The organism is Pseudomonas sp. TE21394, from assembly GCF_054057835.1.
Window position 1 is genome coordinate 1,845,167 of the sequence record NZ_JBSRZR010000001.1, and the last position, 12,523, is coordinate 1,857,689.

The 12,523-nt window shown below is 63.0% G+C and carries 17 protein-coding genes; 9 read left to right on the forward strand and 8 right to left on the reverse strand.

The genetic code is table 11. The features are described 5' to 3' along the window. Positions 1-35: 35 nt before the first annotated feature. On the forward strand, positions 36-686 hold the full coding sequence (locus tag ACVWZT_RS08525) for an HAD family hydrolase (RefSeq protein WP_296235122.1): 651 nt from the start codon (positions 36-38) through the stop codon (positions 684-686). A gap of 32 nt (positions 687-718) precedes the next feature. Here the strand turns inward: ACVWZT_RS08525 and ACVWZT_RS08530 are convergent, their stop codons facing one another. Continuing rightward, positions 719-1,810: an aminopeptidase gene (locus ACVWZT_RS08530; protein ID WP_457468936.1), complete on the reverse strand. Its 1,092-nt coding sequence runs from the start codon at positions 1,808-1,810 to the stop codon at positions 719-721. Between the two features lie 66 nt (positions 1,811-1,876). Here ACVWZT_RS08530 and ACVWZT_RS08535 point away from each other — a divergent pair, with 66 nt between their 5' ends. Together ACVWZT_RS08535 and ACVWZT_RS08540 are read left to right on the forward strand one after the other, a co-directional pair. Next, a complete protein-coding gene (locus tag ACVWZT_RS08535) occupies positions 1,877-2,290 on the forward strand; it encodes a PA0061/PA0062 family lipoprotein (RefSeq protein WP_457468937.1) in 414 nt (137 codons plus the stop codon). 55 nt (positions 2,291-2,345) lie between these two features. Continuing rightward, positions 2,346-2,759: a PA0061/PA0062 family lipoprotein gene (locus ACVWZT_RS08540; protein ID WP_296235125.1), complete on the forward strand. Its 414-nt coding sequence runs from the start codon at positions 2,346-2,348 to the stop codon at positions 2,757-2,759. Positions 2,760-2,791: 32 nt separating this feature from the next. Here ACVWZT_RS08540 and ACVWZT_RS08545 read toward each other — a convergent pair whose 3' ends face one another. Both ACVWZT_RS08545 and ACVWZT_RS08550 read right to left on the reverse strand, forming a co-directional pair. After that, positions 2,792-3,025 carry a DUF1161 domain-containing protein gene (locus ACVWZT_RS08545; RefSeq protein ID WP_457468939.1) on the reverse strand — a complete coding sequence of 78 codons (234 nt, stop codon included), beginning with the start codon at positions 3,023-3,025 and terminating at the stop codon, positions 2,792-2,794. Positions 3,026-3,100: 75 nt separating this feature from the next. Continuing rightward, positions 3,101-3,526, reverse strand: a complete 426-nt coding sequence (locus ACVWZT_RS08550) for an OsmC family protein (RefSeq protein ID WP_296235127.1) — start codon at positions 3,524-3,526, stop codon at positions 3,101-3,103. Positions 3,527-3,680: 154 nt separating this feature from the next. Between ACVWZT_RS08550 and ACVWZT_RS08555 the strand changes: the two genes are divergently transcribed. Further along, complete coding sequence (locus ACVWZT_RS08555; protein ID WP_296235128.1) at positions 3,681-4,685, forward strand: LLM class flavin-dependent oxidoreductase; 1,005 nt, start codon at positions 3,681-3,683, stop codon at positions 4,683-4,685. Positions 4,686-4,806: 121 nt separating this feature from the next. Here ACVWZT_RS08555 and ACVWZT_RS08560 read toward each other — a convergent pair whose 3' ends face one another. Together ACVWZT_RS08560 and ACVWZT_RS08565 are read right to left on the reverse strand one after the other, a co-directional pair. Then, entirely contained in the window at positions 4,807-5,028 is a 222-nt protein-coding gene (locus ACVWZT_RS08560) for a DUF1161 domain-containing protein (protein ID WP_457468940.1), read from the reverse strand. A 101-nt stretch (positions 5,029-5,129) separates the two neighbouring features. Beyond that, a complete protein-coding gene (locus tag ACVWZT_RS08565) occupies positions 5,130-5,345 on the reverse strand; it encodes a dodecin (protein ID WP_170027603.1) in 216 nt (71 codons plus the stop codon). A gap of 150 nt (positions 5,346-5,495) precedes the next feature. Here ACVWZT_RS08565 and ACVWZT_RS08570 point away from each other — a divergent pair, with 150 nt between their 5' ends. Next, positions 5,496-5,819: a DUF883 family protein gene (locus tag ACVWZT_RS08570; protein WP_296235130.1), complete on the forward strand. Its 324-nt coding sequence runs from the start codon at positions 5,496-5,498 to the stop codon at positions 5,817-5,819. On the opposite strand, the gene ACVWZT_RS08575 is transcribed toward ACVWZT_RS08570, so the two are convergent. After that, a complete protein-coding gene (locus ACVWZT_RS08575; protein WP_296235131.1) occupies positions 5,816-6,712 on the reverse strand; it encodes a LysR family transcriptional regulator in 897 nt (298 codons plus the stop codon). The two genes, ACVWZT_RS08570 and ACVWZT_RS08575, sit on opposite strands and share 4 nt — an antisense overlap. 110 nt (positions 6,713-6,822) lie before the next feature. Here ACVWZT_RS08575 and trpB point away from each other — a divergent pair, with 110 nt between their 5' ends. Both trpB and trpA read left to right on the forward strand, forming a co-directional pair. Then, the gene (gene trpB / locus ACVWZT_RS08580; protein ID WP_457468943.1) at positions 6,823-8,040 is read left to right on the forward strand and encodes a tryptophan synthase subunit beta; all 1,218 of its coding nucleotides are present in this window, start codon (positions 6,823-6,825) and stop codon (positions 8,038-8,040) included. Further along, the gene (gene trpA / locus ACVWZT_RS08585; protein WP_457468944.1) at positions 8,037-8,846 is read left to right on the forward strand and encodes a tryptophan synthase subunit alpha; all 810 of its coding nucleotides are present in this window, start codon (positions 8,037-8,039) and stop codon (positions 8,844-8,846) included. Before trpB ends, trpA begins: the two co-directional genes overlap by 4 nt. 119 nt (positions 8,847-8,965) lie before the next feature. On the opposite strand, the gene ACVWZT_RS08590 is transcribed toward trpA, so the two are convergent. Then, the gene (locus tag ACVWZT_RS08590) at positions 8,966-9,298 is read right to left on the reverse strand and encodes a DOPA 4,5-dioxygenase family protein (protein ID WP_457468946.1); all 333 of its coding nucleotides are present in this window, start codon (positions 9,296-9,298) and stop codon (positions 8,966-8,968) included. 52 nt (positions 9,299-9,350) lie between these two features. Here ACVWZT_RS08590 and ACVWZT_RS08595 point away from each other — a divergent pair, with 52 nt between their 5' ends. Continuing rightward, the gene (locus ACVWZT_RS08595; protein WP_457468948.1) at positions 9,351-9,968 is read left to right on the forward strand and encodes an NAD(P)-dependent oxidoreductase; all 618 of its coding nucleotides are present in this window, start codon (positions 9,351-9,353) and stop codon (positions 9,966-9,968) included. A gap of 24 nt (positions 9,969-9,992) precedes the next feature. On the opposite strand, the gene ACVWZT_RS08600 is transcribed toward ACVWZT_RS08595, so the two are convergent. After that, positions 9,993-10,892, reverse strand: coding sequence for a choline sulfate utilization transcriptional regulator (locus ACVWZT_RS08600; protein WP_457468950.1), 900 nt, complete (start codon positions 10,890-10,892; stop codon positions 9,993-9,995). A 108-nt stretch (positions 10,893-11,000) separates the two neighbouring features. Between ACVWZT_RS08600 and betC the strand changes: the two genes are divergently transcribed. After that, positions 11,001-12,518 (forward strand): choline-sulfatase, encoded by a 1,518-nt coding sequence (gene betC / locus ACVWZT_RS08605; RefSeq protein ID WP_457468951.1) that lies wholly within the window; start codon positions 11,001-11,003, stop codon positions 12,516-12,518. The last annotated feature ends 5 nt before the right edge of the window (positions 12,519-12,523 follow it).

Here is a 12,523-nt window from a genome sequence, read left to right on the forward strand (position 1 = left end):
GAAGGCTTTGCAGCACTCAAGTGGAACCTATGTAAATGCACCAGCAGAACATCCTCTTCGACCTCGACGGTACCCTGACCGACCCCCGCCAGGGCATCACCCGCTCGATCCAGTACGCCCTGGCCAAGCTGGGCATCGACGAGCCGGACCTGGCCCGCCTCGAGCACTTCATCGGCCCGCCCTTGCTGCAGGCGTTCATGCAGTTCTACAGCTTCGACGAGGCCAAGGCCTGGGAGGCGGTGAACTTCTACCGGGAGCGCTTCCGCGTCACCGGCCTGTACGAAAACCTGGTGTTCGAAGGTGTTCCGGAACTGCTCGCTGCCCTGAACAGCCAAGGTCGCACACTGTATATCGCCACCTCCAAGCCTTGGGAATTCGCCCGTGAAATCGCCCGCCACTTCGCCTTCGACCACCATTTCAAAGTGATCTACGGCAGTGAGCTGGATGGTACGCGCACCAACAAGGTCGAGCTGATTCGCCATCTGCTGGACGAAGAAAGGCTGGATCCTGCGCAGACGCTGATGATCGGTGACCGCAAGCATGACCTGATCGGTGCACGCAGCAACGGCTTGCAAGCGGTAGCGGTGGGGTATGGGTTTGGCAGCCAGGAGGAGTTGATGGCGGAGGAGCCGGCCTATCACTTTGCAACCTTGGCCGAAATGCATCAGGCATTCCTCAACGCTTGATGGCCATGGGGCCGCGTTGCGGCTCCCTGGTCTCATCGGTTAACCAGCAACCGCCGCAACGCCTCTTTCCGCGTTTCGATCGGCAGCCGTCCCAAATGCTCCACCCGCTCGTAAAACCGCGCCCAGTCCCCATCCATCTCGCGGAACAGTGCCGCAAACGCTGGCACCCACTGGTCATACAACCCGAACGGCAACAACTTGGCATTGTTCATCGGCCCATATATCCAGGCGTCGTAACGCGTGTCACCGCCCCACGGGCCATCACGCAGCAGCCGATACTCGCGCCTTAGCCGCGCGAACTCAGCCTGCTTGGCCACTCGCTTGTGCGCATCATCCATCGGCCCGGCATAAATGGCCTGCAATCGCTCGCGGCTGGCCAGCACGAGCCGGGTGAACTGGTCGCGCTGCTGCCCCTGGGCCCGATCAACCGCTGCAAGCCCACGCGCCATGCGCCATTGCCGCGTACCTTCCTGCTCTACGAAGGAGGCGAATGATTCGTTGAACTCGGTGTCGTCCTGCACATAGAAGCGCTGGTGCGCCAGTTCATGGAAAATCAGCGTGGCCAGGCGCTCATCCCCCCAGCCCACCATCGACGACAGGATCGGGTCATCGAACCAGCCCAGGGTCGAGTAGGCTTCCACGCCACTCACGTACACATCCATGCCGTCCTGGCGCATCAACGCCGCCGCTCCACGCGCGGCACCGAGCTGGTAATAGCCGCGATACGCCACGCAACCTGCGATCGGGAAGCAGTGCGTGACCGGCTGCAACGAAAGCTCGGGCGTGGCGAACACATTCCACACCACGTAGGGCCGACCGAGTTCCACATAGACCCGGTAGCTGCGATTATCCGGCAGTCTCAGCTGCTGGCTGGCAAACGCACGCGCCTGTTCAGCATGCGTCAGGCGCTCACGCAATTGCGGCGGGGTAGCAGGATCGGCCACTACGTGCTCCACCGACTGACGAGCGCGCAGCAGTTGCCACTGGCCTTCGGCCAACTGCCCGTAATAGGCCGTACTGGCGCAACCGTTCAGCAGGAGCACGGCAAGCGCGGGAACCAAACGGGTGAAAATGCGGTCGAGTGCCCCAGGGCCCGAGCGCTGAACAAGAAAAAATCGAAGCATCCGTTACGTCAGACTCGCTCTAGGCCGTTTCACTTCAAGACTATCTCGCCAAGGGGGAGTTTCGCCATGCGCGTACTGTTGGTCGCCGGCTCACTGTTGCTGATATCCGCCTGCTCGACCTTGCCGGACCCAGACCCGAACCAGGCCTGGATAGACCTCACCCCCTACGACAATACCTCGCTGCATGCACTGCAAGTCGATGAACGAGACTGGGCCGACAGCCGTTATTTCGAAGTGCCGCCCGGCAGCCACGAGTTGACCGTGCGCTACCAGTTCCCGGTCACCCCCAGCAATATCGGCCCGGTCGACGAGCCGCTGTGGCGAGACTGCCAGGTCAAGCTGACCTTCAAGGACTTCAGCGCTGGCCAGCGTTACCAGCTGCAGGCGGGCAGCATCGGTTTCCGTCCCTGGATCAAGCTCTATGATCATCAGCAAAGGTTGGTCGGGCAGGGCTTGCCTGCGGGCTGCCAGCACAGCTGATACGCACAAATGGCGCTATGCTTGTACCTTGTGAATCGCAAGCGGGAGTCTTGCCATGCGCCAGCCGATGATGCTGATCGCTCTCAGTACCCTGGGGGCCTGCGCCAGCCCCTTGCCACCCGTCGATCCCAAGCAGGCCTGGGTCGACCTCTACACCATGACTCCAGGCAGGGTAATCATGGCCGACCGCCTGGACGGCAAGCGTCTGGATGATGGCCGTTACTTCCAGGTAACACCCGGCAAGCACGAACTGGTCGTGCGCTTCGATTACGAGATCTACTCCGGCGGCCTCACTACCGACCCCAGAGACCGCACCTGCTACCTGACCGTGCGCTTCGACGACTTCAAGGCCGGTGAACGCTATCGCCTGGAGGCAAGGGCACCTGTGATGGAGCCGCAGGTGCTGCTGTATGACGGCAATCGCAAGGTGGTGGTCAACAAGCCCAGCGAAGTGTTCTGCATCCCCTGAATCCGGGGCTGCAGCGCACCCAGGTTCCGGAGCTACTGATCATTCTTCTGGTAGATGATCTTCCTGGTCCCGCCATCGCAGGACCCGACCACCATGTTCGGGTCCTTGACCTCGCTGTTGGGCACGATCTCCAAGGTGTAGGAGGCAACCCCCTGGGCCTGTATCTTGGCCTCGATCTCGGCCTTGAGCTCCTCGCACGGCTTTACCGCCGCCAACGCAGAGGCGGCGACCAGGGAAGCCAACACGGCGATTGCTACGCGTATCATGAAACGGCTCCTGAAAGGGGCAGCAATGCTGCCGACGCTGTCTAGCCTACAGCAAACTGCCCACATTGCACCGCTTCAAACCACCAGTGCCGCATCCAGGCTGATCCTGGCGTTCAGCACCTTGGACACCGGGCAGCCGGCCTTGGCCTTGTTGGCGATATCCAGGAACTGTGCCTCGCTTGCCCCGGGCACCTTTGCCCGCAACACCAGGTGTACGGCAGTAATGGCAAAGCCATCAGGCTGCTTGTCGAGTGTCACCTCGGCAGCCGTGTCGATCCGCTCGGCGGTCAGCCCCGCTTCACCCAGCATCATCGACAGCGCCATCGAGAAACAGCCAGCATGTGCTGCACCGATCAGCTCCTCGGGGTTGGTGCCGGGCACCCCTTCGAAACGGGTATTGAAGCCATAGGGGTTCTGCTTGAGCGCCCCGCTTTCCGTGGAAAGCAGGCCTTTGCCGTCCTTCAGGCCACCTTGCCAGATCGCCGATGCTGTCTTTTTCATGCTACCTCCTGGTCACTGGGTTACATACGTCTACGGTTCAGAGGCCTGTCGCGCCAGGCAAGTTCAGCGCAATCTGACCGCAGGCATTGAATCCAACGAATGCGCCCATACAGAACCAAAAAGGCCTCTGGCCAACCACTTCCGCGGAGGCTCCATGACCCAGCTGAATGACCTGAAAATATCCACCCTCGACCTGGTGCCGGTGCGCGCCGACGCCGGCCCGGCGCAGTCGCTACGCAACTCGCTGGACCTGGCACAACACGTCGAACGCTTTGGCTACCACCGCTTCTGGGTGGCCGAGCACCACAACATGGACGGCATCGCCAGCTCGGCTACTTCAGTACTGATCGGCTACCTGGCCGGCGGTACTTCGAGCATTCGCGTGGGCTCCGGCGGGGTCATGCTGCCGAACCATGCACCGCTGGTGATCGCCGAACAGTTCGGCACCCTGGCCAGCCTGTACCCGGGGCGCATCGACCTGGGTCTGGGCCGTGCACCGGGTTCCGACCAGATGACCGCCTATGCCCTGCGCCGCGACCGTGCTGGCGGCCCGGACGACTTCCCGGACGACGTCGAGGAGCTGTCGCGTTATCTCGGCCCGCGTACCGATGATCAGAAAGTCATCGCGGTGCCAGGTCACGATACCGATGTCCCAATGTGGCTGCTTGGCTCCAGCCTGTTCAGTGCCCAGTTGGCCGGCACGCGCGGCATGCCCTACGCCTTCGCCTCGCACTTCGCACCGCGTTACATGCACGAGGCGATCCGCGTGTACCGCAATCACTTCAAGCCCTCGACCACGCTGGCCAAGCCGTACGTGATGCTGGGCATTCCCATGGTCGTGGCTGAAACCGATGAAAAGGCCGAATACCTGGCCACGTCGGTGTATCAGCGCATCCTGGCGCTGATACGCGGGCAAAGCCTGATGCAGAAGCCGCCGGTGGCAAGCATGGATGGCCTGTGGCTACCGCATGAGCGGGATGCGGTGGGCAGCTTCCTTGGCCTGGCAATGATTGGTAGCCCGCAGAAAGTGCGGGCCAAGGTGGAAGTGCTGCTGGAGCAGACCGGAGCGGACGAGCTGATCTTTACCTGTGACCTGTATGAGCATGCCGACCGGGTGCGGTCCTATGAACTGCTGGCGCAGGCCCTCAGGGCCGAGTGACCTTCAGCGCCGGCAGACCCGGCGCGGTCAGCTGTAGGCGCGGCCCTTCGCGACACAAGGCCGCGTCTACACGGACAGCGCCACAGTCAACGCCTGTCTGGCCGGCGATGACGCCATGCCATCAGCCACGGCGGTACACGATCTCCTTGGTGCCGGCCTCGCAGCTACCAATCACCTTGCCCGCCGGTTCGCCCTTTTTCACGACCTCCAGGGTGTAGCCCTGAACACCCTTGGCATCCAGCTTGGCGGCAATCTCCGCCTGCAGCTCCTCGCAGGGCTTGCCTGCTGCCAACGCACCACCGGCCAGGCTCATCAGGCCCAGCGCCAGAATCATTTTGTTCATCAATTACTTTCCTTGTGCAGACGCGATCAGAAAGGGCGCCTGCCGAGGCGCCCGCTTCTTGAATATCCCATCCTGCCGGACTCATCCAGCCCGGTAACATTTCAGCTGTTGGCGATACGGAAGCCGACCTTCAGCGTGACCTGGAAGTGCGCCGCCTTGTTGTCGCGGATATGGCCACGGGTGTCGACCACCTCGAACCACTCAAGGTGCTTGATGCTCTTGCCGGCTTCAGCGAGGGCATTGTTGATCGCCTCTTCGATGCTGGTGGTCGAAGACCCTACCAGCTCGATCTTCTTGTACGTGTGATGGTCGGTCATGAGCGCTCTCCTTGGATATCAGTGTGATTGAGCCTAGCAGCGCAGGCAGGGTTTACCTGCGAGCCGCCACGAATATGGAAAGTTCGATCGCACTTTCGCTTCGCTTGGCAGTCGCAACCTCTACAGCCCACAACGCGAAGGAGAGTCAACATGCACCGCAATTCGCTGCGTAAAGCGTCCCTGGAAAGCATGGAAGCCGAGATCGAAAGCCTGCTGAAGAGCCTGGAAAGCCTCAAGCATGACGCTTCGGAAGAGTCCCAGAAGTCGGTCAAGGCCATCCGCAGCAGCGCCGAAAGCGCCCTTCGTCATTCCCGTAGCCTGCTGAGCGACGCCTACGAAGAAGTGAAGCAACGTACCCGCCAGACCGGCATTGCTACCCGTGATTATGCCCAGCAGCACCCCTACACCACTGCCGGCGTCGCCGTCGGCGCACTGGGCCTGCTGGCGGCCTACCTGCTGTGCAAGCGCAACTAAGCGCCTTGGCTGGCCAGTTCGGCACGTAGCCACTGCGCCAACTGCTCGGCGCGCCCGTCCGCGGCGCGCCGGGGCACCCACAACGCCAGCACTGCGGAGGTGGGGGAAAAGCCCCAAGGCGCACACAGGCGCCCGGCTCGCAGGTCATCGGCGACCAGCGGCTGCGGTGCAATCGCAACGCCCAGACCTGCCACCGCTGCTTCCAGCAGGTAATACAAATGCTCGAAGGCCTGCCCATGATGCAGTGCCGCCGGGTTCAGCCCTTGTTCCGCCGCCCAGGTCGGCCAAGCCTGCGGGCGCGAGGTGGTGTGAAGCAGGGCTTCGTCGAGCAGGGCGCTGGCAGGCGCACCCTGCAAGCGCTCGAAACCGGAATAGTGCGGACTGAGCACTGGCCCGATGCGCTCCTCGGCCAGCATGTGTACCTGCATGTCCGCCGGCCACGGCGGTTCGGCATACACCAACAGCGCATCCAGCCCCGGCCGACGTGGGTCGAGGTCGCCTTCGCCTGCCGAGAGGTGCAGGCGCAACGCGGGTAAATCGGCCTTCAGTCGCCCCAACCGTGGAATGAACCAGCGCGCCAGGAGGCTACCCGAGCAACCCAGCACGAACGGCGCCTCGCTCACATCACGGCTGAGTTCGGCACATACGCTGCGCAGCCGGTCGAAGGCTTCGCCGCTGGCATCACGCAGGCGCACACCTGCATCTGTGAGTTTGATGCCGCGCCCGTCCTTGACGAACAGCACCACGCCCAAGTGTTCCTCAAGCACCTTGAGTTGCCGGCTGACTGCGCCATGGGTAACGTGCAGCGCTTCAGCCGCCTGGCTGACGCTATTCAACCGGGCGGTGGCCTCGAAGGCCCGCAGGGCGTTCAGGGGAGGAAGGTCGTGGGCCATGTTACCTGTGAGTTTTCCTGACAAGTTTGCGCAATCTTATCGGTTTTCAGCCGGGCCTGTCGTGGTTAGAGTAAAGCCCATCACTCATCCATTACGCCCTGGAGCGCCCCATGACCCAGTCCCAATACCGCCCCGGCCCCGACGCCAACGGCCTGTTCGGCTCGTTCGGCGGCCGCTACGTAGCCGAAACGCTGATGCCTCTGGTGCTGGACCTGGCCCGCGAATACGAAGCAGCCAAGGCTGATCCGAAATTCCTTGAAGAGCTGGCTTATTTCCAGCGCGACTACATTGGCAGACCCAACCCGCTGTACTTCGCCGAGCGTCTGACCCAACACTGCGGCGGCGCCAAGATTTTCTTCAAGCGTGAAGAGCTGAACCACACCGGCGCGCACAAGGTGAACAACTGCATCGGCCAGGTACTGCTGGCCAAGCGCATGGGCAAGAAACGCCTGATCGCCGAAACCGGTGCCGGCATGCACGGCGTGGCGACCGCTACCGTCGCCGCCCGCTTCGGCCTGCCTTGCGTAATCTACATGGGCGCCACCGACATCGAGCGCCAGCAGGCCAACGTATTCCGCATGAAGCTGCTCGGCGCCGAAATTGTCCCGGTCACCGCGGGTACTGGCACCCTGAAAGACGCCATGAACGAGGCACTGCGCGACTGGGTCACCAACGTCGAAGACACCTTCTACCTGATCGGTACCGTCGCCGGCCCACACCCGTACCCGGCCATGGTCCGCGACTTCCAGTCAATCATCGGCAAGGAAACCCGCGCCCAGTTGCAAGAGAAGGAAGGCCGCCTGCCAGACAGCCTGGTCGCCTGCGTCGGTGGCGGTTCCAACGCCATGGGCCTGTTCCATGAATTCCTCGAAGAGCCGAGCGTGCAGATCATTGGCGTCGAAGCCGGTGGCCACGGCGTACACACCGACAAACATGCCGCCAGCCTCAACGGCGGCGTCCCAGGCGTGCTGCACGGCAACCGTACCTACCTGCTGCAGGATGCAGACGGCCAGATTACCGACGCCCATTCGATCTCCGCCGGCCTGGACTACCCGGGCATCGGTCCTGAACATGCCTACCTGCACGAAGTGAAACGTGTGGAATACGTCAGCATCACCGACGACGAAGCGTTGGATGCGTTCCACGCCACCTGCCGCCTGGAAGGCATCATCCCGGCCCTGGAGAGCTCCCATGCCTTGGCCGAGGCGATCAAGCGCGCGCCGAAGCTGCCCAGGGACCACCTGATGGTCGTGTGCCTGTCGGGCCGCGGCGACAAAGACATGCAAACCGTCATGAACCACATGGCTGCCCAGGAGAAACAGGCATGAGCCGTCTTGAACAACGCTTCGCCGAGCTGAAGGCCGAAGGCCGCTCGGCACTGGTCACCTTCATTACCGCGGGTGACCCGGGCTATGACGCCTCGCTGCAGATCCTCAAGGGCCTGCCGGCAGCCGGTGCCGACGTGATCGAACTGGGCATGCCGTTCACCGACCCGATGGCCGATGGCGTGGCCATCCAGCTGGCCACTCTGCGTGCCCTGGAAGCCGGCCAGACCCTGGCCAAGACCCTGCAGATGGTTCGCGATTTCCGTGTGGATGACCAAGCCACGCCGATCGTGCTGATGGGCTACTACAACCCGATTCACCGCTTTGGCGTGGAACAGTTCGTGACCGAGGCCAGGCAAGCGGGCGTCGATGGCCTGATCATCGTCGACCTGCCGCCGGAGCACGATGCCGAACTGGCCACCCCGGCCCAGGCCGCAGGTATCGACTTCATCCGCCTGACCACCCCGACCACCGACGATGTGCGCCTGCCACGCGTGCTGGAGCGCAGCTCCGGGTTCGTCTACTACGTGTCGGTGGCCGGTGTGACCGGCGCCGGCTCGGCCACCAGCGAACACGTGACCGAAGCCATTGCCCGCCTGCGTCGGCATACCGACCTGCCGATCAGCGTTGGCTTCGGCATTCGTACGCCGGAGCAGGCGGCGAACATCGCCCGCCTGGCGGACGGTGTGGTGGTGGGTTCGGCGCTGGTCGACAAGATCGCCCAGGCCAAGAGTGCCGAACAGGCGGTGAACGATGTGCTGAGCCTCTGCTCGACACTGGCTGAAGGGGTGCGCGGCGCCCGCCGCTGATCCACGCCGAATGCTTCGCGGGCCCGCCCGCTTCCACAGGAACCACACGATGCTGAAAGCTGTGGACCTGGGGGAGTGGGCTTGCCCGCGAACAGCGTCGATACAAGCAATACAGAAAACTATCCCCCGAAGATCGACAAATCCAGCGGCCGCACAGCCCCCATCCAGATCGCATGGTCCCGATGGTCCGCCAGTTCATCCCCGGTCAGCGGGTGCATGAACACCACCAACCCCTTGCGGTACAACGCCAACCAAGGCAACACCACACCTATCACCTCCGGCCCGAACGCCAACTGGCAGCTCCAGTCCGGGTGCGGCCCCACCGGCTTCTGGTGCATGCGCCCCATGGTCACCGGGAACAGTCGCGCAGCCTCCTCGCACAACTCACGGGCCTGCGCCATGGTCGCTGCGTCGTAGTACACATGGGCGTGGTAACCCTTGATTCTCTGCACGATAACTCCTGTTTACGGTCCAAACCTCACCACCTGCAAAGGAAGTGATGCCGTGAAAAACGCCGAACCCCCCGTATTCAAGCTGGTCCTGTTCGGGCCTGAAAGCAGCTTGGGCAATGCCCTGATGGTCGAGCTGCTGTCGCGCCAGCACGAAGTCACGGCCGTGGTGAATGATCTCAACCGCCACGCGCCGCGCCCGGGCCTGCATTTCAAGCTAGGCGGGCTGGGCGATGCGGACCAGGCGGAACAGGGTGCAGCAGGCGGTTCGGCGGTGATTGCCCTGTTGTCGACACTGGCGCCGGGCGACCTGCCCGGTCAGGCGCACATGAGCGAGGCGCTGCTGGCGGGGCTCAAGCGCACGACTATACGCCAGCTGCTACTGGTGGGCGATTTCGCTGTGCTGGACAAGCCAGGCAAGTACAGTGAAGTGGAGCGGGAATGCGTGAACCAGGTGGTCGATGGCTTGCAGCGCAGCGCCTTGCACTGGACGTTGATCAATACGCCGCCGGAGCTGCCAGGGTTGGGGATGGAGCATTTTCGCAGTACCGAGGGCACGTTGGAGCCGGGGTTGGGTGAGCCTTTGCGGCAGCTGGCCAGGGTCGCGGCAGGAATGGTGGATATGCTGGAGCTGGGTTTGCACCGGGGCGAGCATCTGAACTTCGTGGTCTAGACTGCCGGAGCTGCTACGGCGACCTCAAAGGCTGCGCTCACGCTCCAGCCAATCCACAAACCGCTGGATCAGCGCCCCGCGCCGCTTGCGCGGCGGCAGCACCACGTAATACCCCCGGGCCGAACGCAAGCTCCCTTCTAGTGGCCGGCACAGCAGCCCCTGGTCCACCAGCCCGTCCACCAGGTGGCCCCAGCCAATCGCCACGCCTTGGCCGGCGATCGCCGCCTGAATCAGCAAGGTATAGTTATCGAACCGCAACTGTCCCGGCGGCGGCGGGCTGGCCACGCCAAACCCACGGAATACCCCCGCCCAGTCGAACCAGCGGCTGGCCTGCTCGCCCTTCAAGTGCAGCAACGGCAACCGTTGCAAATCCTCGGCTGACAAGGGCTTGCCATGAATCAGCCGAGGGCTGCAGACCGGGAAAACTTCCTCATCGAACAACCAGCGGCTCTCACCTTGGTGAAAGCGCCCGTCACCAAACAGCACTGCCACATCGATGTCCGGGCGCAACATGCCCAGGCTGCGTTCACCCGTCACCAGGCTTACATCCACCTGTGGATAAGCCTGGTGAAAGCGCTGCAACCGTGGCATCAGCCAGAACGCCGCAAAAGCGAAGTCGGTCGCTACCTGCAGCACCTCGCGCTGGCCTCTCCCGCAGACCTCAGCGATGCCGTCATCCATGGCCTGCAGGCCCTGATACACCTGTTCGAACAACGCCTGGCCAGCCTCGGTCAGCACGATGCCCCGGTAAATGCGGTCGAACAAGCGCGTGCCCAACTGAGCCTCCAGCCGTTTGATCTGCTGGCTCACTGCCGGCTGCGTGGTGCCAAGCTCCAGGGCCGCCGCAGTGAAGCCACGCAGCCGTGCGGCGGCCTCGAACACGCGCAAGGTGTCCAGCGACAAGTCGGCAAGGTGCTCAAACATAAGCGTGGCTAATCCTATTCATTGTTCGCCATGGGCTTTACCCATGTTATCCACAGACGCATTTTGGTAGGCAAGCGGTTCGCATAATTCTCAACGATGGAAGCCACCATGACGCGCCCGAATATCCTGTTCATCATGGCCGACCAGATGGCCGCGCCCTTGCTGCCGATCTACAGCCCGTCGCCGATCCAGATGCCGCACCTGAGCCGCCTGGCCGAGCAGGCGGTGGTGTTCAACGCTGCCTACTGCAACAGCCCATTGTGCGCCCCGTCCCGTTTCACCCTGGTCAGTGGCCAGTTGCCCAGCCGCATCGGCGCCTACGACAACGCCGCCGACTTCCCCGCCGATGTACCGACCTACGCCCACTACCTGCGCCGCCTTGGCTACAGCACCGCGCTGTCAGGCAAGATGCACTTCTGTGGCCCGGACCAGTTGCATGGCTACGAAGAACGTCTGACCAGCGATATCTACCCAGCGGACTATGGCTGGGCGGTGAACTGGGATGAACCGGACGTGCGCCCAAGCTGGTACCACAACATGTCCTCGGTGCTGCAGGCCGGCCCGTGCGTGCGTACCAACCAGCTGGATTTCGACGAAGAAGTGCTGTTCAAGGCGCGCCAGTACCTGTACGACCACGTCCGCGAAAACGATGGCCGGCCGTTCTGCCTGACTGTGTCGATGACCCACCCGCACGACCCGTACACCATCCCCAGGCGCTACTGGGATCGCTACGAGGGTGTGGATATCCCGATGCCGCGCGCCGAGTTCGCGCAGGCGGAACTTGACCCCCACTCGCAGCGCCTGCTGAAGGTGTACGACCTGTGGAACAAGCCCCTGCCGGTGGACAAGATCCGCGATGCCCGCCGCGCCTACTTCGGCGCCTGCAGCTACATCGACGACAATATCGGCCAGTTGTTGCAAACCCTCGAGGAATGCCACCTGGCCGACAACACCGTGATCGTGTTCTCTGGCGACCACGGCGACATGCTCGGTGAGCGGGGCCTCTGGTACAAGATGCACTGGTTCGAGATGTCGGCGCGGGTACCGCTGCTGATACACGCGCCCAAGCGTTTCGCCGCATGCCGGGTGGACGCCTCGGTGTCGACCTGCGACTTGCTGCCGACGCTGGTCGAGCTGGCAGGCGGGTCTGTGGATAAAAACCTGCACCTGGACGGCCGCTCGCTGCTTGGCCATTTGCAAGGGCAGGGCGGCCACGACGAGGTCATCGGCGAGTACATGGCCGAAGGCACGGTTGGGCCGCTGATGATGATTCGCCGTGGCCCGTACAAGTTCGTGTACAGCGAAGACGACCCATGCCTACTCTATGACCTGAGCCGCGACCCGCACGAGCGGGAGAACCTCACCAGCAGCCCGGACCACCAGGCGCTGCTGCAGGCATTTGTCGATGAAGCACGGCAACGCTGGGATATTCCCAGCCTGCGCCAGCAGGTGCTGGCCAGCCAACGCCGCCGCCGCCTGGTGGCCGAGGCGCTGGCCATCGGCAAGCTGAAAAGCTGGGACCACCAACCCTGGGTGGACGCCAGCCAACAGTACATGCGCAACCACATCGATCTCGACGACCTCGAGCGCAAGGCACGTTATCCACAGCCCGCACCCTTGGAATGAGTAAA